The sequence below is a fragment of the Pseudomonas sp. P4_B4 genome (assembly GCF_056402255.1).
Map to the genome: position 1 here is coordinate 155,629 of NZ_JBFUHS010000010.1, position 24,527 is coordinate 180,155.

16 protein-coding genes are annotated in these 24,527 nt (G+C 60.5%); 9 read left to right on the forward strand and 7 right to left on the reverse strand.

Annotated elements, in window-relative coordinates; translation table 11 throughout:
• Positions 1 to 25: 25 nt before the first annotated feature.
• From AC1DVE_RS13615 to AC1DVE_RS13625, 3 genes are all read left to right on the forward strand, one after another.
• On the forward strand, positions 26 to 1,798 hold the full coding sequence (locus AC1DVE_RS13615) for an acyl-CoA dehydrogenase C-terminal domain-containing protein (protein WP_223455545.1): 1,773 nt from the start codon (positions 26 to 28) through the stop codon (positions 1,796 to 1,798).
• Between the two features lie 177 nt (positions 1,799 to 1,975).
• Complete coding sequence (locus AC1DVE_RS13620) at positions 1,976 to 3,244, forward strand: OprD family porin (RefSeq protein ID WP_223455544.1); 1,269 nt, start codon at positions 1,976 to 1,978, stop codon at positions 3,242 to 3,244.
• 176 nt (positions 3,245 to 3,420) lie between these two features.
• A complete protein-coding gene (locus AC1DVE_RS13625; RefSeq protein WP_477783986.1) occupies positions 3,421 to 4,668 on the forward strand; it encodes an MFS transporter in 1,248 nt (415 codons plus the stop codon).
• Positions 4,669 to 4,843: 175 nt separating this feature from the next.
• On the opposite strand, the gene AC1DVE_RS13630 is transcribed toward AC1DVE_RS13625, so the two are convergent.
• From AC1DVE_RS13630 to AC1DVE_RS13650, 5 genes are all read right to left on the reverse strand, one after another.
• Entirely contained in the window at positions 4,844 to 6,163 is a 1,320-nt protein-coding gene (locus AC1DVE_RS13630; protein ID WP_477783969.1) for an outer membrane protein transport protein, read from the reverse strand.
• Between the two features lie 156 nt (positions 6,164 to 6,319).
• On the reverse strand, positions 6,320 to 8,221 hold the full coding sequence (locus AC1DVE_RS13635) for an acyl-CoA synthetase (protein WP_477783970.1): 1,902 nt from the start codon (positions 8,219 to 8,221) through the stop codon (positions 6,320 to 6,322).
• On the reverse strand, positions 8,221 to 9,177 hold the full coding sequence (locus AC1DVE_RS13640; RefSeq protein WP_477783971.1) for a fumarylacetoacetate hydrolase family protein: 957 nt from the start codon (positions 9,175 to 9,177) through the stop codon (positions 8,221 to 8,223). The genes AC1DVE_RS13635 and AC1DVE_RS13640 overlap by 1 nt, the downstream gene beginning before the upstream one ends.
• A 175-nt stretch (positions 9,178 to 9,352) precedes the next feature.
• The gene (locus tag AC1DVE_RS13645) at positions 9,353 to 10,444 is read right to left on the reverse strand and encodes a VOC family protein (protein ID WP_477783972.1); all 1,092 of its coding nucleotides are present in this window, start codon (positions 10,442 to 10,444) and stop codon (positions 9,353 to 9,355) included.
• Positions 10,445 to 10,529: 85 nt separating this feature from the next.
• On the reverse strand, positions 10,530 to 11,144 hold the full coding sequence (locus tag AC1DVE_RS13650) for a TetR/AcrR family transcriptional regulator (RefSeq protein ID WP_477783973.1): 615 nt from the start codon (positions 11,142 to 11,144) through the stop codon (positions 10,530 to 10,532).
• A gap of 352 nt (positions 11,145 to 11,496) precedes the next feature.
• On the opposite strand from AC1DVE_RS13650, the gene AC1DVE_RS13655 reads away from it, so the two are divergent.
• Complete coding sequence (locus AC1DVE_RS13655) at positions 11,497 to 12,732, forward strand: NADH:flavin oxidoreductase/NADH oxidase family protein (RefSeq protein WP_477783974.1); 1,236 nt, start codon at positions 11,497 to 11,499, stop codon at positions 12,730 to 12,732.
• Positions 12,733 to 12,767: 35 nt separating this feature from the next.
• Here AC1DVE_RS13655 and AC1DVE_RS13660 read toward each other — a convergent pair whose 3' ends face one another.
• Both AC1DVE_RS13660 and mhpA read right to left on the reverse strand, forming a co-directional pair.
• The gene (locus AC1DVE_RS13660) at positions 12,768 to 13,433 is read right to left on the reverse strand and encodes a TetR/AcrR family transcriptional regulator (RefSeq protein WP_477783975.1); all 666 of its coding nucleotides are present in this window, start codon (positions 13,431 to 13,433) and stop codon (positions 12,768 to 12,770) included.
• 2 nt (positions 13,434 to 13,435) lie between these two features.
• On the reverse strand, positions 13,436 to 15,094 hold the full coding sequence (gene mhpA, locus AC1DVE_RS13665; protein ID WP_477783976.1) for a bifunctional 3-(3-hydroxy-phenyl)propionate/3-hydroxycinnamic acid hydroxylase MhpA: 1,659 nt from the start codon (positions 15,092 to 15,094) through the stop codon (positions 13,436 to 13,438).
• 276 nt (positions 15,095 to 15,370) lie between these two features.
• Between mhpA and AC1DVE_RS13670 the strand changes: the two genes are divergently transcribed.
• The 5 genes from AC1DVE_RS13670 to AC1DVE_RS13690 all read left to right on the forward strand — a co-directional run bounded on the left by AC1DVE_RS13670 (position 15,371) and on the right by AC1DVE_RS13690 (position 24,473).
• Positions 15,371 to 18,268 carry an AAA family ATPase gene (locus AC1DVE_RS13670; protein ID WP_477783977.1) on the forward strand — a complete coding sequence of 966 codons (2,898 nt, stop codon included), beginning with the start codon at positions 15,371 to 15,373 and terminating at the stop codon, positions 18,266 to 18,268.
• 120 nt (positions 18,269 to 18,388) lie between these two features.
• The gene (locus tag AC1DVE_RS13675) at positions 18,389 to 18,604 is read left to right on the forward strand and encodes a hypothetical protein (RefSeq protein WP_477783978.1); all 216 of its coding nucleotides are present in this window, start codon (positions 18,389 to 18,391) and stop codon (positions 18,602 to 18,604) included.
• Between the two features lie 117 nt (positions 18,605 to 18,721).
• Positions 18,722 to 20,236, forward strand: a complete 1,515-nt coding sequence (locus AC1DVE_RS13680) for a TolC family protein (RefSeq protein ID WP_477783987.1) — start codon at positions 18,722 to 18,724, stop codon at positions 20,234 to 20,236.
• A 125-nt stretch (positions 20,237 to 20,361) separates the two neighbouring features.
• On the forward strand, positions 20,362 to 21,378 hold the full coding sequence (locus tag AC1DVE_RS13685; RefSeq protein ID WP_477783979.1) for an efflux RND transporter periplasmic adaptor subunit: 1,017 nt from the start codon (positions 20,362 to 20,364) through the stop codon (positions 21,376 to 21,378).
• Entirely contained in the window at positions 21,375 to 24,473 is a 3,099-nt protein-coding gene (locus tag AC1DVE_RS13690; RefSeq protein ID WP_477783980.1) for an efflux RND transporter permease subunit, read from the forward strand. The genes AC1DVE_RS13685 and AC1DVE_RS13690 overlap by 4 nt, the downstream gene beginning before the upstream one ends.
• The last annotated feature ends 54 nt before the right edge of the window (positions 24,474 to 24,527 follow it).

The following is a 24,527-nucleotide window of genomic DNA, read 5'->3' on the forward strand; positions in this document are numbered from 1 at the left end:
CAACCGTCCCAACGAGGTTTACCTTATGCCCCAATTCAAAGCCCCGCTGCGCGACATGCGCTTTGTGCTGCACGAAGTGTTCGAGGCCCCGGCCATGTGGGCGCGCCTGCCGGCCCTGGCCGACAGCATTGACACCGATACGGCGGACGCCATTCTTGAGGAGGCGGCGAAAGTCACCTCGCACCTGATTGCGCCCCTCAATCGCAGCGGCGACGAAGAAGGCGCGCAGTGGCATGAGGGTCGAGTCAGCACCCCCATCGGTTTCAAACAGGCTTACGCTACCTACATCGAAGGCGGTTGGGTGGGACTGTCCGGCAACCCCGGGTTCGGTGGCATGGGCATGCCGAAAATGCTCGCCGTGCAATTCGAAGAGATGCTCTACGGCGCCAATTCAAGTTTTGCGCTGTATTCGGCATTGAGTTCCGGTGCCTGCCTGGCGCTGGACGCCCACGCCAGCGACACCTTGAAAAACCTCTATCTGCCACCGATGTATGAAGGCCGTTGGGCCGGCTCCATGTGCCTGACCGAGGCCCATGCCGGCACCGACCTCGGGCTCATCCGCACCCGCGCCGAACCTGAGGCTGACGGCAGCTACAAGATCACCGGCAGCAAGATTTTCATCACTGGCGGCGACCAGGACCTGACCGAGAACATCGTGCATCTGGTACTGGCCAAACTGCCGAATGCGCCTGCTGGTCCGAAAGGCATTTCGCTGTTTGTCGTACCTAAAGTGTTGGTCAATGCCGACGGCTCCCTCGGCGCTGCCAACGCCGTGAGTTGCGGCTCGATCGAACACAAGATGGGCATCAAGGCCTCGGCCACCTGCGTGATGAACTTCGACGGCGCCAGTGGCTGGCTGGTCGGTGAGGAGAACAAAGGCTTGGCGGCGATGTTCACCATGATGAACTACGAACGCCTGTCCATCGGCATTCAGGGCATCGGCTGCGCCGAGGCGTCTTACCAGAGCGCCGTCGCCTACGCTCGCGAACGCCTTCAAAGTCGGGCACCCACCGGTGCCGTGGCCCCGGACAAACTGGCCGACCCGATCATCGTTCACCCGGATGTGCGGCGTATGCTGCTCGGCATGAAAGCCATGACCGAGGGCGGCCGCGCGTTCGCCAGTTATGTCGGGCAACAACTGGACCTGGCGAAGTTTTCCTGCGATGCCTGCGAGCGCGACAGAGCACAGAACCTGGTTGCGCTGCTGACGCCGGTGGCCAAGGCGTTTTTTACCGACACTGGCCTGGAAAGCTGCATCAATGGCCAGCAGGTTTTCGGCGGCCATGGCTACATCCGCGAATGGGGCCAGGAACAATTGGTCCGTGATGTGCGCATTGCACAGATCTACGAAGGCGCCAATGGCATCCAGGCATTGGACCTGCTCGGACGCAAAGTGCTCGCCGATAAAGGCGTCGTGCTTCGCCAATTCACCGGCGAGATTCGCCGTTTTGCCACTCAGCCCGATGCCCCCTATGCCGCACAGCTGCTCGATGCCGTGCAGCGGCTGGAGGACATCAGCGACTGGCTAAACGACAGGGCGACAACCAACCGCAACGAAGTCGGCGCAGCCTCGGTGGAGTATTTGCACCTGTTCGGTTACGTCGCCTACGCCTGGCTCTGGGCGCGCATGGCTCAGGTTGCCGGGCAAAAACGCGGCGAAGACGAAGATTTCTACGACGCGAAAATCGCCACCGCCGACTTTTACATCCAACGCTTGCTACCACGCATTTTGAGCCTGGAACAATCCGTTCGGGCCGGCAGTGCCTCGTTGTATGGCCTGAGCGCGGAACAGTTCTGACGATTGAGCCGACGCCGCGTCAAAAAACTCCTCTCTTTGGGCGTTGGCGTTTTTTTTCCAGTAACCCTCGCCCCGCTGGCGAGGGCTGCTTCACACCTGCACGGCCCCTGGACATCGAGCCCCAGCCGCCCGGTGACAGACCCATGATTCCAAAAATAAAAACAAAGGAGCTTCACCATGGACCGCAACACCCGCATTCTCGCTACCCGAATCCTGCTCACTGGAGGCGTCATCAGCCTTTCAGCCCCGGCCGCTGCTGACTTTATCAAGGACAGCAAGGCCAGCCTTGAACTGCGCAACTTCTACTTCAACCGTGACTTTCGCCAAACCAATGCCGCGCAATCCAAACAAGAAGAGTGGGCGCAGGGTTTCCTGCTGCGCTATGAATCGGGATACACCGAAGGTTTGATTGGCGTGGGTTTCGATGCCCTGGGCCTTGAAGGCGTCAAGCTCGATTCCAGCCCTGATCGCGCGGGTTCCGGCCTGCTCAAACGCCATAGCAACCCCCGCAATGGTTCCCAGGACGAGTATGGCGAACTTGGCCTTACCGCCAAACTACGCGCTTCCAGGAGTGCGCTGAAACTCGGCACGCTGATGCCTAAACTGCCGACGATATTGGCCAACGATTCACGGCTGCTGCCACAAACGTTCGAGGGAGGTCAGCTGACGTCGCTGGAGATTGAAGGCCTGACGGTGGATGCCGGGCGACTGACGCAGGTCAATCAGCGCGACTCCTCGAATTACGAAGACATGAGCATCACCCGGACTGGCGCCAAAGGCATCACAACGCAAAATGCCGCCAGCGACACATTCGATTTCGCCAGCCTGAATTACAAATGGACCAGCAATCTCGCTACAGCCTACAGCTATGGGCATCTCGACAACTTCTACAGTCAACACCTGGTCAACCTGACCTACATGTTGCCGGTCACGACGGGCCAGTCGCTGAAGACGGATCTGCGCTTCGCCCGTTCTACAGACGATGGCGGCAGCAATGTGGACAACAATGCGTTCGGTGCGATGTTCACCTATAACGTCGGCGGGCACGCGTTTGGCCTGGGCTATCAAGGCATGAGCGGTGACACTGGTTATGCTTACGTTAACGGCGCCGACGCGTTCCTGGTGAACTTCGTGCAGATCGGCGACTTCGCCAGCAAGGACGAAAAGTCCTGGCAGGTTCGCTACGACTACAACTTCGCGGCCATCGGGGTGCCTGGCCTGACCTTCATGACCCGCTACATCAACGGCGACAACATTGACCTGGGCAATAACCGGCCAGAGGGCAAGGAATGGGAGCGTGATACCGACATCGGTTACGTCTTGCAAAGCGGCCCGCTGAAAAACGTCGGGGTGAAATGGCGCAACGCGACTGTGCGTTCGACCAACTTTGGCAGCGATCTGGATGAAAACCGTTTGATCGTCAGCTACACCTTACCAATCTGGTAGGCGTTCCGCTCTGCGTCACTATTGCCCGGTATACAGGGTTTATAGCTGAAGGCTGCCTTGCGCAGCTTTCAGCTTTTCTCACTCCCGCCTTCATAGGAGTCGGCTAGCCGCGACGCGGTTAAAGGATTGCGAAGCGCTTTCAGATGCCTATGCCAAACAGGTTGTCGAGGCTCATGATGAAAACCACTGACAAGTCGGGCGGTGCTTCAACTGCTGCGCCAATCCGGAAGGCGTCAACCGGCAGTGTCTGGCGCACCATGCCTGGCGGCATCTGGGCGCTAGGCTTCGTCTCGATGCTGATGGACATCTCCTCAGAGATGATCCATGCATTGTTGCCGCTCTACATGGTGACAGTACTGGGTACCTCCGTCCTGGCAGTGGGTCTCATCGAAGGAATAGCCGAGGCAACGGCCTCGATCACCAAGGTATTCTCCGGGGCACTCAGTGATCGATTGGGCAAGCGCAAACTGCTTGCGGCGCTGGGTTATGGGTTGGGGGCGCTGTCCAAACCGATCTTTCCTTTGGCAGGCTCGCTGGACTGGCTGACCGGGGCGCGCTTTATCGACCGTATCGGCAAAGGGATTCGCGGCGCCCCGCGTGATGCATTAGTGGCCGACATCACGCCACCTGCGATACGGGGGGCGGCTTTCGGCCTGCGTCAGACTCTGGATACCGTTGGTGCATTCCTGGGACCGTTGCTGGCGATTGGTTTGATGTGGCTGACCGCGAACCACTTCAAGACTGTGTTCTGGGTCGCCGTCATCCCGGCCTTCCTCGCCGTCGCGGTTTTGCTTTTGTTCGTTCGTGAGCCCAAACAGGTACAAGGGACGCAAAGGGTGCATACGCCCTTGAGCCGGCGGGAATTGGCCCGACTGGGCGCCGGCTACTGGTGGGTGGCGGGTGTCGCTGCGGTGTTCACCCTGGCGCGCTTCAGCGAAGCCTTTCTGATCCTGCGCGGCCAGGCCGTTGGGCTGGCGCCGATGTGGGCGCCAGCGGTACTTGTCCTCATGGGAGTGGCGTACTCGCTGTCAGCCTATCCTGCCGGGGCATTGTCTGATCGTGTCAGCCGCGTGACGGTGCTCGGCGCAGGTCTGATATTGCTGATTGCTGCCGATCTGACGCTGGCGTTCGCGCCGGGCATCGCCGGCCTGGTCGTCGGTGTCGTTCTATGGGGGCTGCACATGGGGTTTACCCAAGGGACATTCGCCGCCCTGATCGCCGATTGCGCGCCGGCTGAACTGCGCGGGACGGCATTTGGCATGTTCAATCTGCTGACTGGGTTAGCCTTGCTGTTGGCTAGTGTCATCGCGGGGGCGCTGTGGGATACGGTCGGCTACCAAGCTACCTTCCTGATGGGAAGCGGCTTTGCTGTTCTGACTTTTCTGGGGTTGTGGGTGATCCCGGCGAAAGCTCAGGTTCGATAGCAACACCCAGTCACTACCGACAGGACGGCAAGTCCGTCTGCCTCTGGTCGATTGCAGCCCCTCACGACAGGCGGCAGTCGGCTGTGGATTCAACCGGTCGACGCAACACAACTAAATTCTGTGTAAGCAGAAGGAGTGTTGCAAATGTACGCCAATAAAAATGGAGCTCTGTCGATTAGTACCGATAGGTTGCCTGCACTGAAACTCCATTCGCACTATTGTCATATTTGGCACTGTATTCAGGCTGAAGACCGGAGTTGTTCGACTGTTTTACGGAAACTTTGGAATCCCAGAGATAACCATAAGCAAAGTCTATCGTCAGATCGGCATTCGGCGAATAAGCACCGCCCAAGGTCACGGCCTGGCGATTCCCAACCGGAACGCGCACGCTGCGATCGGCATTCCTGATAGGCGACGGATCATAGGCGTACCCTACGCGCAACAGCCATTGTTGGTTCAATTGATAGGAGGCGCCAACTGCGGTGGCCCAAGTGTCGCGCCAGTTCATTTCTTCGGTCACACGTCCCAGGCCAGCCGCCTGGCCCAGGGGGGAAAGACCGCTGTTGACTGCCTCGACCTTCTGGATCCGACTCCAACGTTTCCAGGTGGTCCCCAGGTATCCCGTCCAGCGACTATTGAAATGATGGGTGATGGACGTGTCCACTGATTCGGGCATAGTGATGTCTATCTTGTTGTCATACTTTCCGTCCAGCGGGATAACGCTCGGGGAGCCGGAAACCTCAGTATGCCCTTCGAGTTCATAGCTCACCTTCGAGTGATAGTTAATCCCCCAACTAGTTGCCTCACTGAAGTCAACCAAGATGCCGACATTGTAGCCAAGTGCCGTGTCATCGCCTTTGATGGTAACCAGTGTGTCCTCGCCGTTGTTCAGGGCGCCGGTGGCCAGGTAATTCTGAAGCTTTGCATTGAAACGATTTATGGTCGGTCCGCCTCCAATGGACACGTAATCATTAATCCGATAGGCAATGGTGGGCTGCAGGGTTATTTCTTTGGTCGTGCTATAGGAACCATGGTAGCGGCCCTGAAAAGAGCCCTCGTAATCATTGATCAGGCCACTCGGAGCATACAGGCCCAGACCAATCGAAAAACGCTCGTCAAGCGGCGTCGACATATAGGCGAAGGGCACGACCCCCAAAGGTACCGAGTCCCCTTTATTCGTTCCTGAGGCACTGCTCTGTGCATCACTAATGTCGTCGCTCACCGAGACGACCGCGGCTCCGCCGGAAATCTCACTACGCTTCAACTTGGTCAAGCCCGCAGGATTCCCAAAGATAGTGCTGGCGTCCAACGCGGAAGACGACCTTCCCGCATACGCAGTACCCGCACTGCTTGCACTCTGTTCATTAAGGGCAATGCCATTGGCGCCCGCGGTTGCTGAGGCGGTGAGTATTGCAATGGCGCCGGTAAACTTAATCCAGGCAACACTTGCTCGCGGAGCGGAGAAATAAGGAATCGCACGGCTATTCAGTTTCATTTTCCACCTCTTTATTATTTTTTTGATTGCACGCAGGCAAGGCTTCGCCTTCCTGTGCACTTGTCAGTGCCAGTTGAAGTTGACCGAAGTTGTGTAAAGACCCTGGCGGAACAGCGCCAAGGCATGTTTGTTGGGTTTACGGTGGCAAATTCGGGCTCATTTAAGCCATTCCACTTGAAAGCTGTAGCGACCCAAAAGGCGGGCCAGGTTTTTCTCATCGGCCCCAGCCCGTATGCATGCGACTAGCCCACGACGACCATCCTGCACCACTTCTACCGCAATCTCCTGCAGACACAGAAGCTCCACTTCCTGCTGGACTACCCTGGCAATCTCGCGCTGCTGCAAGGCGGGCTTGAATATCTTGCCCACGGCAGTCAGTGGCAACGTTTCGAGGATTTCAATGCGCTTGGGAACTGCAGCCCGCTCGCTGATGTTGAGTTGAGCGAACGACTCAAGTTCTTCTGCGTTGCAGGTGTGCCCGGGGCGCAGTTGAACGTAGGCGACCGGCACCTCGCCCGAATAGGCGTCGGGGCTGCCGATCGCAGCGGCCAGGGCGACGGCGGGATGCGCCTGCAGTGCCTCCTCGATTTGCTTGGGATCGATATTGTGGCCGCCGCGGATGATCAACTCTTTCTTGCGTCCGGTCAGCCAGAAGTAACCCTGTGCATCCTGGCGACCCAAGTCGCCCGTATTCAGCCAGCGCTGACCGTCGATATCGATCCAGAGGCCCTGGTTATGACGCTCCTCCAGATAGCCTTCGAAGAGATTCGGACCACTGATCGTGATGAGGCCGATCTCATCCACGTCAGCGTCGCGCAGGTACTCTCCAGAGTCATCGAGCAGGACCGCGCGCATATTCTGGTAGGCAATCCGTATCCCGATGGAGCCGATACGGCGCTCGCCATGGGGTGGATTGATTGAGGAGACGCAGGCGCCCTCAGTAAGACCGTAACCTTCAAGGATCTTTACCCCGGTCCGGCGCTCGAACTCACGGAAAAGCTCAGCCGGCATGGGTGCGGCGCCACACATTGCAAAGCGAAGACTGGACAGGTCGCGGCCCTGCCATTCATTTTGCAGAAGTGCTGCATAGACAGTTGGCACGCCGGAGAAAAGGTTGATACCGAAGTGCTCGACCATCTCCCAGAATCGTGGGATCACCCCCTCGCCACGATACCCCTGAGGCGTCCCGAGGATCACATGGTCGCCTTGAGTCCAAGGCGTCAGTCCAGTAACCAGTTGTCCGTTGACATGAAATAGCGGCAGGCCACAAAAGATAACCTGACCACCACTGCGTGGCTGCAAATGAGCGGATACAGCCCATGCATTGAATACTTCCGAACCATGGGTACGCGCGGCGATCTTGGGGAGCCCGGTGGTGCCGCCAGTACAGATGTAGGAGGAGCAGTCATCCTGGCGTATTTGCCGACCGCTTTTCAGGTGTGTGTGCGGCTGAGTATTCATCAGCGATTGCCAATCGTGGATCACGATACCCCTGTGTAAGCCTCGCTCCTTCAGTGCCACGGCCTTTAGAGCCCCACGCACAGGTTCGGCGACATAGGGCTCCATGCTGACCCAAACAACAGACCTGAGCGTGGGTAACTGATCCAGCTGCGAAGACAGTTTGGGCCACAGATCACTGCCCGCAGTCGGCGCAAGCGTTACCACCACGGATACCTTCGCGGCATTCAGCAAGCCAGCCATCTGCCTGGCCTCGAGCAGAGGATTGATCGCCATGACGATGCCGGCTGCCTCCCCGCCCCATATAGTGAAATGGGTTTCCGGCAGGTTGGGCAGGATAAAGGCAAGCACCTCACCCGGTTTTATGCCCAGGTCATGGAAGGCATTTGCCGCGCGGGTGATATCCGCGAATAGCTGAGAGTAGTTCCACTCGTAGGTGCGTTTGAAATCGGCGGCATCGGCGAAGAAACTTAGCGCCGGTGCCTGGGGGGTGTACTCGGCCGCCTGTCGCAGCGCTTCATAAGTACTGGAAGCCAGGTCACGCTCCGACAAGGGGACTCGTTCCAGACTTTCGATGTCGTCCAGGGTCTGCACAATCATCAGGCTTCCCCCACGACTCGGTTGCGTTGTAAACCGAGGTCGACCACACCATCGGCGCTGCGAATGCGCGCCTCGACCACGTCACCGGGCTTGAGATATTGCGGCCGGCTCTCCTGCGCCTTGAGAAAAAGTTTCCACTTGGTGGCTTCTGGCATCAGGGCCGCAATGCGCTGTTTCGCAGGTGAAGGGATCGTTAGCGCACAGCCCGCGGGAGTACCGGTAGCGATCAGATCTCCAACGGCGAGATCTTGCACTGAGGAGAGTTCAGTAAGGGTTTCAGCCGGACCGTAAACCAGGTTGGCCGTGCTGTCGCTCTGGCGAACCTGGTCGTTGACTGTCAGGCGCAGCTGCAGTGCTTTCAAGTAATGCATGTCCTTGGCATCCAGAAGACAGAGGTAGGGACCGACCGGACCAAAAGTGCGGAAGCTCTTGCCCTTGTAGAACTGCATCTGGGGAATCTGAATGTCACGAGCCGAGTAGTCATTGACAATGACGACGCCTGCAATGAACTCATGCAGATTGGCGTCGGTGATAGAAACAGCGCCGGTGATCGCGCGTTTCATCACAAGCCCCAGTTCAATTTCGTAATCGAGGAAGCGCACGGTGCGCGGCTTGACCAGGTCGCTGTCAGCCGCTACCAGGCAACTCGTCGCCTTGGTGAAGATCATGTTGAATTTCTTCGCATCCGGGTCCATGCCCGACTCGATCATGTGCTGTCGATAGTTGGCGCCCTGGCAGAGGAACTGCTGGTTACGGGTCACCGGCGACAGCAGCTTTACTTCGCCCTCCTCCAGCTCAGGGCCTTTCAATTGAGCGAGGTCGTCGATACTGTTCTGGCGAATGAAGTCACCGGTGGTTTCAAAAGCACCGGGAACCACCGTGATACGACCCTGGCGAAGCACGCCCCAGTGGATACCGTTCTGAAATTCAAAGCGGACTACGTGTACAGCAGACATTGAAGGTACTCCTGGAGCGGCGTTTGTCCCGCGTTCGGTGGCACGAGAACTGAGGTGTTGTTCTGTGGGTGGGCTGGCGATGCTGTAGATAAACGAGCCGCCGACGATCAAGGCGCCGGCTATAAGCACGTCTCGCCGGCCATACTGGGTTGAGTTGCCCGACATGGCGGCAGCTCTACCCGAACATCCGCATGAGTGTTATCAACTTGCGAATGGTTAAGTCCGGGCTGCGTCGCAGGTTGCGGATCAGCGCACGCAGGCTGGTTAAACTTATCTTGGGTTTTGTAAAACTCTTGGGCATGCGCTGCCCCCACTGGGCCATGGCCTCGGGGCTTACCGGATGAATCCCCGTCGGCCGACTGGCCGTGAAAATATCCCCGTCGCAGTAATGCTCGTGCTTATCGCCCCATGGGTCCTGCCAGTAATCGAAGATCTGACTGCCCAGAATGTGTCGGCCGATTCCCCATGAATGCTCCCAACCCCGCTCCCGCAGGAAGCGCTGCCCCATTCCCACCGCGTCTGCATCGACGACTTCATAGGCGCTATGGCTATAGGTCGCCATGAACCCTTGCGCTATCGCGAGCGTATGGTGTGCCGCGGGAATGTCACCAAGATCAAGGCGCATGAAAGCGACGATAGGCGTGCCGTCGGGGAGTACTTGCACATCGCTGGGAATAAACCCGAAATGCTGCGTATACCAGGCACAAGTCGCCTGGTAATCAGCCACTTCGATCACGATGTGGCCAAGCCTGAGTACTTCAGGGGGAGCAATCGGCGGACGCTGCGTGGCGTTGATTCGCGGTTGCTCGTGCGCCAGATTCCAGGCAAGCGGTGCCCGGTGTGCCAGCGTTTTACCTGGGGTCTGGTCGCAGACAGCTTCCACCGTGAAACCGGAAGGATCGGTCAGTCTGACGAAGTACCCGCCACCCGGATGGTCTGATTTCGCTACYGGTGAAGCACCTGGGATTCGGGTGAGCTTTTCCAGATCCTCACGAGACTGCACTGCCAGCCCGAATCCGATAAAACGTGCCTGTTCTGCAAGATGGATACGGTAACAGTATGAAGTGGGCTCGGTGGCGCGCAGGTAGAGCGTATCGGCGTCCTGCCGACTTACCGTCAAGCCGAAATCGGTCAGGAAACGCGCTGCCTCCTTCAAGTCTGGTCTCTGAAAGATCAGGTGAGTCAGCGCTTGGGCCTTGACCGTCGGCTGCGGATGCCGGGCGGGTTGTTGTGTCGCTAACCGGTGCAATTCATTTCTGTTGTTCATTGTTCTTGTTTTCCGGGTTTTTAGGGCAAAGCTGTCCCGAACCCCCGAAAAATCAGGGGCTTGTCTAGTTAAGCCAGTTACGAACTCAGTCGAGAGACGGAAGTACCGGCAACTCTATGGTCGCCAACGCACGCGCCTCCTCTGGCGGCACACCCAATGCCCGCAGTACCAGCTCGGCGGTATCAGAGCCCGACTCTCGCCACGTTCTGTGACCTTCCAGCACCAGGAAAATCGAGCCAAGAACGCTGCTCGATATCAGCGTCAGTACCGAGAGCAATTGCTCCTGCGCAAACGTGTAGCGCCCAGTGGAAAGTCCGTTCAGAAGATCCGTAGTCGCTTGGCTGCTGAACATTTCGCGCAACGAAGAATTGCTCATGGCGAATTTGTGGATGAACGCCCCCCACTGGGAGTCCTCATGAGCTCGACGAATGAAGAACCGAATGCCATTGGCAAGGCGCTGAGCCGGATCGGAGAGGGAATTGAAGCTCTTGTTGACGCGCTCATGCATCTCCCTCGCGAGATGACTGGCGACCGCCTCGAACAGGCTTTCCATGCTGTCGATGTTGCTATAAATCGTTCCGCGCGCCACGCCTGCCTCTTGCGCGAGGTCAAGGATGTTCACTTGGGAGGTGCCTCTCTCGGCGAACAGGCGAAAGGCAGCTTGATGAATGCGGCGCTGTGTTGGATTCAGGGATTCCACGGTTCTCTCTCCAGGATTACCTCATGGATCAATTGAACACTCGTGTTCATTTTACGTCAACAGCATTTTTAAGCGTGTAGGTTTTTATGTCTGAAAACCCGCCTAAAACCTGATAATTCGGATGCTTTGATTGATGTAACCGGACCAAATAAAAGTCCTACACATTGACTAATTGAACACTAGTGTTCAATTATGTCGTGTCTCAGGCTCGCCTTCTCGGCAAGCATCAAGCCCTGCCCATCGATGGAAACCAGTACCTCAACACCCTGAGCAAGCACTGTGCAGACAGCTCTCAAACGGTATGACCCCCTAGCGATGGCTGGCCGACTTTTCATTAGCTGAAGGACAGAACATGACCGGCTCAAAGCTCTTCAAACCGCTTCGATTGCCTAACAGCACGGTGATTCCAAACCGAATCGCCAAGGCTGCCATGGAGGAGAACCTTGCCAATGAGGATCACGCTCCAGGAGAAGCGCTGGTTAAGCTCTATCAGCGTTGGGCGCAGGGTGGTGCCGGTCTGATCATCACTGGCAACGTCATGGTTGACCGCCACGCCTTGACCGGACCCGCTGGCGTAGTGCTTGAGGACGATCGGAACCTGGGTGAATTCAGGCTATGGGCCGATGCTTGCCGCAGTCGCGGAGCCCAGGCCTGGATGCAAATCAATCATCCCGGACGGCAGCTGTTGGCTTCCATGGGGCAATCGGCACGGGGGCCCTCTGCGGTTGCCGTCGACATTCCCGGACTATCAAAGGCTTTTGTGCCGCCCAGGGCCTTGGATGAGCAGGAGATCGAAGAGCTGATTGAGCGCTATACCCATGCCGCAGCGCTAGCCGAGCTTGCCGGATTCACCGGCGTGGAGATTCATGCAGCGCATGGCTACCTGTTCAGCCAATTCCTTTCGCCCTTGACCAACCGGCGTAGCGACCGCTGGGGTGGCAGCCTGGAAAATCGTGCGCAAATTCTCCTGCAAACCATCGACGCAATACGTCAGCGAGTGGCACCGACCTTTTGCGTCGCGGTGAAGCTCAATTCCGCGGACTTTCAGCGCGGCGGATTCGATGCCGAGGATGCGGCTCGCGTGGTGGAAATGCTTAACGCCAAGGCGGTCGACCTGGTCGAGTTGTCGGGTGGCAGCTACGAAAGCCCGGCAATGCAGGGGCAGACCCGCGATGGCAGCCGCTTGGCTCGAGAAGCGTATTTTCTAGAGTTCGCGGAGAAAATAGGAGACATAGCGCGCATGCCGCTGATGGTCACCGGCGGCGTGCGTAGAAAGGAGGTGGCGGAGCGAGTGGTGAGCGGTTCGGTGTCGATGGTGGGGCTTGCCACCGCATTGGCAATCGAGCCGACCCTGCCAAGCCAGTGGATGGCAGGTCAGGACACCGAAGTGGAGCCCATCGTCGTCCGCTGGAAGAACAAGGCGCTGGCATCGCTTGCAGTGGCGTCGGTGATCAAGAAGCAACTCGGCTTGCTGAGTCAAGGGAAACGGACAAAACCCAGGACGTCGCCACTCATGGCATTGATCGGCAATCAGCTGAAGTCTCGTCGCCAGGCGAAGAACTATCGGCAATGGATTGGCCGGGTTTAGCCGGCCGATGATGACATCAGGACTAGGGGGCGTTCTCAATTAGTTTCCCCGCCGCGTTGTGGTAGCGGCTTACCGGCGATTCTCTTGGCTCTGGCTGGTGTTACACCCAGAGCCTTGAGAATCATCTCGGCGACCCGCTGGTCGTGTTCCGCCACTGCACGCCCTTCGACAACCGAGCGCATGGCTCCGGTTGTGCACGATACGACCATGTCCAGGGCGATCCCCTCGTCCTCATAAGCGAAAGCCCCCGCGCGCAGACCTTCACGCAGGTCGCCCAGCACATGAGCAGCCAAGCGCGAGCGCATGGCCTGATCGGAATGGATGATGCGCAGTAGTGCGTTGGCCCATTGATGGTCGTACGCGGCCCGGCATACGAACATGCGCACACCAATCGAAAGCCGCTGTGCACCGCAGTGCACGCCCGAACTCAGGGCGGAAATGGCATCGGAGAACTCACTCGCCATGGCGATGCCAACCGCCTCGAGTACTTCGTCGCGCGTTCGAAAATAGTTGTAGATGGTGCCGTTGGATACCGCGGCCTCCGAGGCGACATCGAGCAGTGCAATCTCCCCCACCTCCTTCCGTGCGACAAGACGCAATGCCGCATCCACCAGGCCGCGACGGGTGCGTTCACGCTTCTTGTGGCCCCGAGTGAGAGGCTCTTGCGCAGTTGCTTCTGAAGGAAAAGTGGGGGAAGGCATCTTCAGGCTCTTAATCGAGGGGGATCGTTTATGGTAATGGAAACGCTATCGGCTGTGGCGTCGGCGCTAGCCAACAGGCCCATACAGTCTCGAACGAGACTGCCTGCCTCTACGCCTGGGGCGTGGTGCATGATGATACGGTCGGGGCGAACCGCAACCAGCGTGCCTTTGGCAGCCAGCGGCAGGATGCCATGGTTCAGGTCTTCGATGAAGTCGCAACCGCCGCCGGAGCGCTGGCCGCAGGGTCCGATCTGCAAGAAATGGCCTCCCACTTTGTCCCAGGAAACGACCTGAGCAGCGGTCAGCAGTGACAACGGGTCAACACCGAATCCAACCAGGGTCAGGTTGGCTCCAAGAGCATCGTCGCTCAGTTGGATCTGCTGTTGCATGTTGCGAACCCAGGCTTGGGGAAACAGACTGCCACGAACCAGCTTGTCGCCACGACGATGCTGCACGAACAGCCCCTGTTTGAAGATGTTCTTTGGCTTGATGTCCAGCTGCTCGAAGTACTTTCTGGTAGCGGGGGTCAACGCCAGCGTGCGCATCAGGCCGTGGATGAAGAAAGCTGCGACCTTGTTTCTCGGCATCACCAGGCGGCCCATGAGTTTCGCCAGATTGATCATCGCCTGGGCATGGGGGCGACGCTCTACGTCATAGGTTTCGAGTACTGAAGGCGCGGCTTGGCCGCGAAGGACCCAGGCCAGTTTCCAGGCAAGATTGGCTGCATCGCGCAATCCCGCTACGAGACCTTGCCCGACAAAAGGGGGGGTGATGTGGGCTGCATCTCCCGCGAGAAAGATGCGTCCCTTGCTGAATCTGTTGCAGCAGCGCGCGTGGAACCGATACACCGCCTTTCGCTCGATTTCCAGCTCCTGCGGATCGATCCATGGCGCGATCAGTCGGGCTATGCTTTCGGGGCTTTCCAGCTCTTCCCGGGATTCGCCCGGGTGTAGCATGAACTCCCAACGCTCCCTTCCGCCGGGAGCGGGCATGTGCGGTGTTGGACGCCGTGGATCACAGATAAACTCAACGTGATCGATGGCTGACTTATGCCGGTTCCTGGCATCGACAATCAGCCAGTCCTCACCATAGGTCTGTCCTTCGAATTCCTGGCCAATCAGTGCCCTGACCCTGGAGCTTGCGCCATCCACACCTACCAGGTATTGGGCGCGAACAGGATACGTCTGGCCATCATCGCCCCGTACGGTGGCGACAACACAATCTGATTCCTCGACCAGGTTCTCGAGCTCGAATCCTCCCAGGCTGGTCACTGTCTTCAGCCGGGAAACCTGGCTGCGCATCGCGTGTTCGAGGTCGGGTTGATAGAAAGTCACCAGTTTGGGATGGCCATCGATGCATCCCGCGGTATTGGCCCGACCGAATTGCCCGAGGACCGGGGAGTGCATCCTCACTTCAGGGATAGCGATCTTCTCGAAAGCGTCTTCCGACAATCCGGCGAGTTGCAGGATGCGAAGCGCCTCGTTATCCAGAGCAATGGCACGGGGCATCAGCAGGACGTCATGGGTCTTGTCCAATACCAGTGTCTTTACCCCATAGCGGCCGAGCAGCGCCGCGATTGTCGCCCCTACCGGACCGTTACCGACGACCAGCACATCGACAGCGGTGGGAGGCAGTTCGGTAGCTTTCTTGTTGTTGTTCATCTCGAGCCCTTGTTGTGATTGAAGTCGTGAGACGTAGAGATCTCATCGTCAGGCAAGGTGACGGTAAGCAATATTGATAAATATTTCAATATTGATATTTTTGTCATTAATGTTCTGGGATCATTACCGCACCGTGATGAGGCCATGTGAGCTATGCCGAGGGCCAGTTTCCGACCGATGAGGCTTGGCTTCTGAGTCGATCAGCGTTGTTATTGGAGTGACCACGTGCCATGCCTCACGAGGGCACACCCATGTTTTAGTCTTCAGGAATCCAACGTGGCGCGTCCGCAGCCCCATCCGAAACCGGTCCAGCTCTGTTTCGTCGAGTTCGAACTCGACGAGGCCAACGCGAGCTTGTTACGTAACGGAGAAGCCGTGCCGTTGGCGCCAACGCCCTTCACCCTGCTGTGCGCACTTGCACGCCAACCCGGATCGCTGGTGGCCAAGGATGCCTTGCTTGATGCCGTGTGGGGGCATCGGTTCGTCAGCGATTCAGTGCTGAAGACGGCCATCAGCGATCTGCGCAAGGTGCTGGGCGACGACCCCAGGCAGCCCCGCTTCATTGAGACTGTGTCGCGACGCGGCTATCGCTTCATCGCCGCTCCCTCCCCTGCGCCTTCGATGCCGCCGGCACCCGCGACGGTGCCAGCGGCCGAAGCGTATCCATTACCGACATTCATTGGTCGCACCGACAAGCTTTCACGACTGCAGCGGGCATGGGAACGGGCTTGCGGCGGGCAACGTGCAGTGCTCTGGCTTGCCGGAGAACCGGGGATAGGCAAGACCACGTTAATCGAGCATTTCCTCGCCAGCCTTGGCGGCATTGCCTGCGCACGCGGCCATTGCGTAGAACACTACGGCACCGGCGAGCCATACCTGCCGGTGCTGGAGGCGTTAGCCGATCTGTGCCGTAGCGACCCCACCCTGCCGGCGCTACTGCGCGATGTGGCGCCGACCTGGTTGCTGCAACTGCCGTGGCTGAGCACCGCGCAAGAGCGAGACGCGTTGCGGCGCGAGCTTGCCGGCATCGGTCCGGATCGCATGTTGCGGGAAATGGGTGAACTGCTGGACCGCTACACCGAGCAGCGGCCGCTGTTGCTGATAACCGAAGACCTGCACTGGAGCGATCGGGCGACGGTCCAGCTCATCGACTATGTGGCGCGGCGACGCGGCCGCACTCGGCTTATGTGGCTGGCGAGCTTCCGCGTCGCCGAGGTGGTGGCGCTCGATCATCCGCTCAATTCGTTGCGCCACGAACTGCGCCTGCAACGTCTGTGCGAGGAAGTGGTGCTCGATCCATTCTCGGAAACCGAGGTCGCTGACTATGTCGCGCTGCGTTCGTCCTCTCTGGCCCGCGATGAAGCCTTCGTACGTGCCCTGCACGAGCGCACCGACGGTGTGCCGCTGTTCGTGTCGTCAGTCATCAGCGAAGTGATGGACACCACGGACGACGACGCCACCATCGAGGCCCGGCTGGCGGGGATGGCGGTTCCCGAGAACCTCGCGGCCATCATTGATCACTACATCACCAGGCTCGGGCCGGAGCAGCATGCACTGCTCTCGGCGGCAGCGGTATGCGGAGTCGAATTCCGGGTTGAGACGGTTTCGCTGGCCCTCGAACGCGACCTCGCTTCTGTGGCCCACACCTGCGAGGAACTGGTGCGCGAGCAGGTGTGGCTCACGCGGTCGCGGGCCGCCGAACCTGAGGAGACGGTGGAGCAACCCTACGCGTTTCGGCATGCCCTCTTCCGCCAGGTACTGTACGACCGCACGCCGCGCTCATTGCGCACCCACCTCCATCGCCAGGTTGGCACTGCCCTCGAACGCGAGCGCATGGCCGGCGTGCCGATTGCTGCATCGGAGCTGGCGACGCACTTCGACCGGGCTCGGCAGCCGATGATCGCGCTGCGCTATTACGCCGAGGCCACTGAAGCCGCGCTGCTGCACTTCAGCCCGGCCTTGTGCATCGGTCTCACTGAGCGCGCATTGGTCCTGCTGCGGCAGGCACCAGAAGGGATGGAGCGCGATGCACTCGAAATTACCTTGGCCACACTGCAGGGGGTGTCGGCTTTCCACACGTTCGGTGTCGGCAGCGAAGCCAGGAACGCGTTCGAACGCGCGTACACGCTGCTAACAAATGTACCCGAGCATCCAATGCGCGGTCGCCTGCTGCACGGATTCGGCTATCTGCTCGGTCTGCGCGGCGACTATGCGCTGGCGCTGGAGGTGGCGGAACGCGCCGAAGCCCTCTCGTGCGAGGCGAACGATCCAGTGCTCATGCTGGTGGCGTGCATCGTGCAGGGCGAGGTGCACCATCTCCAGGGTCGCACGCAGACAACCCGCGGTTGGCTAGAGCGCGCCCTCGCGATCGCCGAGCCGCTGGACATCGGGACGAACGAGATCTTTGCGGTCGATCCTCAGGTCATGCTGCACGGTATGCTGGCCATAGAACTCGTGCGTTCTGGCCTGGTTGAGCAAGGCCGGGCCCACATGCAGCGGGCGCGGACCCGCGCGCAAGCGCTTCGCCAGCCTATGACGTGGCTGGTCGCTGCCTGGCAGGAGGTGCTGATCGAGGTGCGGCTGGGGAACCATCTGCGTGTAGCCGCGCTGGCTGACGACATGCAGAAGTTGGTCGATGAGTATTCGCTCGCACTGGGGCGAACGGCTTGTCGCTGGTGGCGCGGCTGGGCCGACGCGCGCAACGGTGCACCGCGCGACGGATACCGTCGCATCCGTGAGGCCTATGAAGAACACACCAGGCTTGGAATGCGCTCCGGTGCCAGCGAGGTGCTCGGCTACGCCACCGAGGCACTGCTGCTCGCAGGTGATTGCACCGCAGCGCAAGTCGAGCTGCAGGAAGCATTTCGGGTGGGCGAGGAACTGGGCGAGCGCGTATACCTGCCACAGCTATTGCTGCTGGAGGCAGCGATCTCGCGAGCACAGGGTCAGCCCGACGCCGGCATCGCTGCGGTGCGACGCGCGGTTGAAGAAGCTCGCACCCAAGAAGCACAGTGGCTGGAGCTGCAAGCGCTGGTCGAACTGTGCGAGCACCCTGACGCTACGGCCGAGGACCAACAGGCATTGGCCACGCTGGTTGACCAGTCACCCGAAACTGACGGAACCGAGCTGGCGAAACGTGCGCGCTCGCTGATTCACGCTGCCAAGCCGGCTTGAAGCGACGCGATTTCTCTGCGGTAAGGGTTACTGTCCCGACCGAAGTCTGACCTTTCGCTTACGACTCGCCCCAGGGAACCGCTTACGCTGCCGTCGAACTTTCCTGCCCCCTGGCCTGCGATGATCCTGAACCCTGAATCCAAATACCCGAGCCGCCGCTCGTACGTAGTGAAGCTGCGTAGCGACGCCGCGCCGGGGGCCCTGGTGGGCCGCCTCGAAAACCTGGTCACCGGACGACAGCGCGAGTTTTCGTCAGCCGAAGAACTGCTGGAGTCGATTGCCTCGGACCTCGCGTTGGCAGCCGGCGAGCACACGGCCGATGCCGTCGGCGAGTGACGCCTCCACCACGAACGAGCGCTCGATATGGCGACCGAACGGCGACCCTTCGCTGACGACTTCGCGCACCCCGGGACCTACGCTGATGCCACCTCGAATCTTCACGAGTCCAATCCGATGCCGCGACTTACAACTTTCCATCTGTTGACCCGCAACGCCGGGCAGACGCCCATGCAACATGCCGAACGCGTAATCGGTGTCGTAAAGGGTGCGGCGCTCACCGCGTCCATTGCCCTGATCCTGACCGGTTGCTCCACGGAGGTTTTTAAGCCATCGGTAGACGTGCCGGCCAGGTTCGCCGCAAGCACGGCCTCCGAGATGGAACCCGAAGCCGTGTGGTGGAAGACTTTCAACGACCCGGTGTTGACGGATCTGGTGCGCCGCGCGATGAACGAGAACCGTGACGTCAAGATAGCCGCCGAGCGCGTGCGCGCCGCTCGCGCCGGTGAGACGATCAGTAACTCCTGGCTCTTTCCGAGTGTCGGAATGTCCGCCTTCGGCTCCGACCGTAGCAGCGGCTACAGCATTGCCAAGAAGCAGGGTTATCCAGATACCAGGACCGTGGGTGCAGGCCTGGACGTTTCGTGGGAGCTCGACCTGAGCGGACGCCTGCGCGCTGGCGCGCAAGCCGCCGAAGCCGAGGCACTGACCGCAGAGGACGGCGTACGCGGCGTGCGTCTGCTGGTGATGAGCGATGTCGCCAGCAACTACTTCACGCTGGTGGGTGCGCTGCGCCAGGCCGAAACATTGCGCGCGATCTCCGCAGCGCAAGACGAGACACTGCGCCTGGTGAATGCCCGCCACCGCGCAGGGCTGGCAACCTCCTTCGACGTCGAGCGCGCGCAGACCGATGCCGCTTCGGCGCGCGCGCAGATCCCTCCGTTGGAAACCCTGGCGGCTGTGGCGCGACACCGCATCGCAGTCTTGATCGGTGACCAGGCTTTTAACGCCGCAAGTATCCAGCCCTCCCCTGTCAACGTGGTTGCACCCGAGGCTCGGCAGGGGCAGCCCGCCACCTTGCTGCAACGTCGGCCTGATGTATTGGCGCTGATGGCGCAGCTCGATGCCGCCAATGCGCGCCGTAAACAAGCCGCGGCCGAGTGGTTTCCGCGGCTGTTCCTCGGTGCATCCTACGGCCGCCAGGGCCTTGAGCTGAACGGTCTGGATCTGGGCGCCGCACGCTTCACCAACGTGGCAGCTCTGCTCACCATGCCGCTCTTCAACGCCGGGCGCACGCGCGCGATCAACGAGGTCGCCGAGAGCGGCCAGCGTGAAGCGCTACTGCGCGCCGAAGACGGCATTGTGCGTGCGCTCGAGGACGTGGAGAACGCGCTCATCACGCAAGCGCAAGAACGCCAGCGCGCTGCGTCGCTGCAGTCGGCCAGCGAGTCCGCGGAGGCTGCGCTGAGCCACGCGCAGTCCCTCTACGACAGGGGACAGATCGACCTGTTGCCGCTGCTGGACGCGCAACGGGCGCGCCTGGCGGTGCGCCTGAGTGCCAACGACAGCAACACCCGTCTGCTTCTCGATAGCGTACAGCTCTACAAGGCACTGGGCGGAGGCTGGCAAGTGTTCGAACAACCCGCCACGCCCACAGCAGCCACCGCAGCCGACCGGCCACCACTTTCCTGAGAATTTTCGTTTTACAAAGAGGAACCGCCTTGAAAACCTCCCTTACTGCGGCCGGCGCCCTGGCTGTAGCCGTCATGCTTTGCGCGTGTAGCCCAGACCAGCCTGCCGTGCAGGCACCCCGACCGGTGCGTACCGCTGAAATCAGCTACGACAATGCTCGCGACATCAGTCGATACGTGGGCACCGTGCAATCGCGGCATGAAGTCGACCAAGCCTTCCGCGTAGGCGGCAAGGTCGCGCAGCGCAAGGTTGAGGTAGGCCAGTTTGTGCGCGAAGGCGACATACTGGCTGTACTGGATGACGCCGACTACCGCCTCGCTGAGGAAGCGTCGCGACAACAGTGGACGGTTGCTGTCGAGCAGACGCGCCAGGCCGACTCGGACCGCCAGCGCCTGACTGCGTTGAAGGCTGACGGCTCGGTCAGTGCGGCCGACAACGAGCGCGCGCAGACCAATGCCCAAACCGCGCATGCGACCGCCGAGGCCGAGGCGCGAAAACTTGAGCTCGCGCGCAACCGGCTCAAGTACACCATGCTGCGTGCCTCCCGTAGCGGTGTGGTCACGGCTGTGCGCTTCGAGGCAGGCCAGGTCGTGGCGGAGGGCCAACCCGTGGTCTCGGTTGCGAATCCGGATGAGTCCGAGATCGTCATCGACGTGCCCGAGTATCAGTTGTCCGTCTTCAAGGACGCGCAGTTCAAGGCCGCGCTGGCCAGTGCGCCGAACGAGACCTTCGATGTCACGCTGCGCGAGCTATCGCCGCAGGCTGCGGCGCAAACGCGCACCTATCGCGCGCGGCTTAAGCCAATGCAGGCGCTGCCGCTGGGCGCCACCGCCACGGTGATGGCCGAGCGAGTCATGACAAGTGTCTCTGTGGCGGCAGTGCCAGCCACTGCATTGACGCAAAGCGGCGGCCAGCCGGCGCTGTGGGTGGTCACGCCCGCGGGCAAGGATCCGGTAGGCATCGTCGAACTGGAGCGTGTGGCGGTGTGGGGCTACCGCAATGACGAGGTGCTCGTCTCCGGGCCGCAGGCCGGCGTGTTGGTCGTCACCGCCGGCGTCCAGAAGATGGCATCCGGCCTGAAGGTCGCGCTCCCCGGTACAGAGATCATTGACGCGAACGTCACGCAGCAGGCCGCCCGATGAACAACTTCAACCTCACCGACTGGGCGCTGCGCCATCGCGCCATCGTCCTGTTCATGCTCCTCATTGTCGCGGTGGCCGGTGCCTTCAGTTTCACCAGGCTCGGTCAACTCGAGGATCCGAACTTTTCCGTGCCCTCCATGACCGCCATGGTCATCTGGCCGGGCGCCACCGCCCAGCAGTTGCAGGACCAGGTCCTCAACCGCATGGAGAAGAAATTCGAGCAGATCGACAACTTCGAGAAAGTGGTCACCTACGCGCGGCAAGGCTACGCAGGCATGACGCTCACCGTACGCGGCGGCACCTCCAAGGCTGACCAGCGCGAGGCCTGGTACCAGGCGCGCAAGAAACTCAACGACCTGAGCCTCGAGATGCCTGACGGCGTGATCGGCCCGATCCTGAACGACGAGTACGGCGACGTGTACGGCCTGATGTACGCGGTCAAGGGCGACGGCGTCGGCCACGCCGACCTGTCGGACGCGGCCGAGGACATCAAGCGCCAGATGCTGAAGGTGCCGATGGTCAAGAAGATCGATGTCATCGGCAAGCAGGCCAAGCGTGTCTACGTCGAGTTCTCGCACGAACGCCTGGCAGCGCTGGGCATTACACCGTTGGCCATCGCCGAAAGCCTCAAGAGCCAGAACGCCCTGTTGCCCGCAGGCCAGATCGACACCCGCGGCGATCGCGTCATGGTGCGCGTAAGCGGCCAGTTCGCCAGCGAAGAGGCTATCCGCAACGTACCCATCGCCGCGGGCGGCCGGCTGATCAAGCTCGGCGACATTGCCACCGTTACACGTGGCTTTGAGGATCCGCCGACCTACACGGTACGCCACAACGGCCAGCCAGTGCTGATGCTCGGTATCACGATGACCAGCGACGGCAACATCGTGGACCTTGGCAAGGCGATGGACACGGCAGTCGCCAAGATCCAGTCGGAACTTGCGCACGGCGTGGAGCTGGAGCTCGTGGCCGACCAACCCACCACGGTGAAGGATGCTGTTCACGACTTCGGGCGCGCGCTGGCCGAGGCGCTGATCATTGTGATCGCGGTGAGCCTGGCCAGCCTGGGCTGGCGCGCCGGCCTCGTGGTCGCGACCACGGTGCCGCTGGTGCTGGGCGGCGTGGCGCTGGTGATGCTGGCGATGGGCTGGAACCTCGAGCGCATCTCGCTCGGCTCGCTGATTATCGCGTTGGGACTGCTGGTGGATGACGCCATCATCGCCATCGAGATGATGGTGGCGAAGATGGAAACCGGCATGGACCGCGTGAAGGCAGCCGCCTTCTCCTATCAGTCTACTGCCATGCCGCGCCTGACCGGCGCGCTGATCACCGTCGTGGGCTTCCTGCCGATCGGCCTCTCGAGATCCACCACCGGCGAGTACGCGGGCGGCATCTTCTGGATCGTCGGCGCCGCGGTGCTGTTCTCGTGGATCTGCTCCGGCATCTTCACGCCGTACCTGGCGGTCAAGATGCTGCCCAACGACTTGGGCAAGCACCAGCATGGTGATCCGTACGACACGAAGTTCTACCGTAGCCTGCGCCGCCTGATCGACGCCGCCATCGAGCGCCGCTGGGTGGTCATCGGTGCGACTTTTGGCGCCCTGGTGCTTGCTTTGGCCTGTATCAAGCTAGTGCCACAGCAATTCTTCCCCAACAGTTCGCGTCCTGAACTGGTCATTGACCTGCGCGTCAAGGAAGGCTCCTCGTTCGCCGCGACGACCGAGCAGGTCAAGCACATGGAGGAGATTCTGGCGAAGGACGAGGACGTGCGTTTCTTTACCGCCTACACCGGTGCCGGCGCACCGCGCTTCTATCTCTCGCTCAACCCCGAGCTGCCGAATCCGGGCTTTGCCCAGTTCGTTGTGATGACCAAGGACCTGGATGCACGCGAGCGAGTACGTGCGCGGCTGGTGGCCTCGGCTGACCAACAGTTCCCACAGGCGTGGGTGCGCGTGACCCGGCTCGAGTTGGGGCCACCTGTCGGCTACCCAGTGCAGTTCCGCGTCGTAGGCCCCGATACCCAAGTGGTGCGCAAGATCGCCCGCGACGTGGAGAAGGTGGTTGCGTCCAACCAAAAGGTGCGTGACCTCCAGCTCGACTGGAACGACCCGGTGCGCACGCTGAAAGTGGAGCTCGATCAGGACAAGGCGAGCGCGCTTGGCCTCACGCCGGCCGACGTGTCGCTGGCGACCCAGACCGTGATGAACGGCGCAACCCTGTCGCAGCTGCGTGAGCGCGAGGACCTGATCGACATCGTGGCCCGTGCCGTGCCAGAGGAACGCTTGAACCTCGACACACTGAAAGACATCAACCTTTACACACGCCAGGGTACGGTAGTGCCGCTGTCGCAAGTCGCACAGGTGCGCTCAGAACTGGAAGAGCCGGTACTGTGGCGCCGCAACCGCGACATGGCGATCACGGTGCGTGCCGACGTGAAGGATGGCGAGCAAGGTGTATCGGTGACGCAGGAGATCCAGCTGTTGCTCAAGGATGTCGAAGCGAAGTTGCCGTCGGGCTACCGCATCGACGTGGGCGGCGCAGTGGAGGAAAGTGACAAGGCGAACAAGGCGCTACTCGCGGTGGCCCCGTTGATGTTAATCACCATCCTGCTGTTACTCATGCTGCAACTGCAGAACTTCTCCCGCATGTGGATGGTGGTGCTGACCGCGCCGCTGGGCCTGATCGGCGTGGTGCCGGCACTGCTGGTGTTCCAGTCGCCACTGGGTTTCGTCGCGATCCTGGGCATCATCGCACTGGGCGGCATGATCATGCGCAACGCGGTGATCCTGATCGATCAGGTACAAATCGAGATCGCCGAAGGGCGCGACCCGTGGAATGCTGTGCTGGATGCTGCCATTCACCGGGCTCGTCCGGTGATGCTGACGGCGCTGGCTACCGTCCTCGCCATGATCCCGCTAACGCGCAGCGTGTTCTGGGGGCCGATGGCAATTGCGATCATGGGCGGCCTGACCGTGGCGACGCTGCTGACGATTTTCTTCGTCCCGGCGTTATACGCCGCGTGGTTCAAGGTGGGTCGCCAGACGGCCACTGGCACCCAACAGGTGATGGGGGACGCCGCGCTCGCTTCTGACAGATGAGTGCCGTGGCACTGTGCTCCCGACCTCACCGCTATTGGAAAGGCTTGCTCAGCG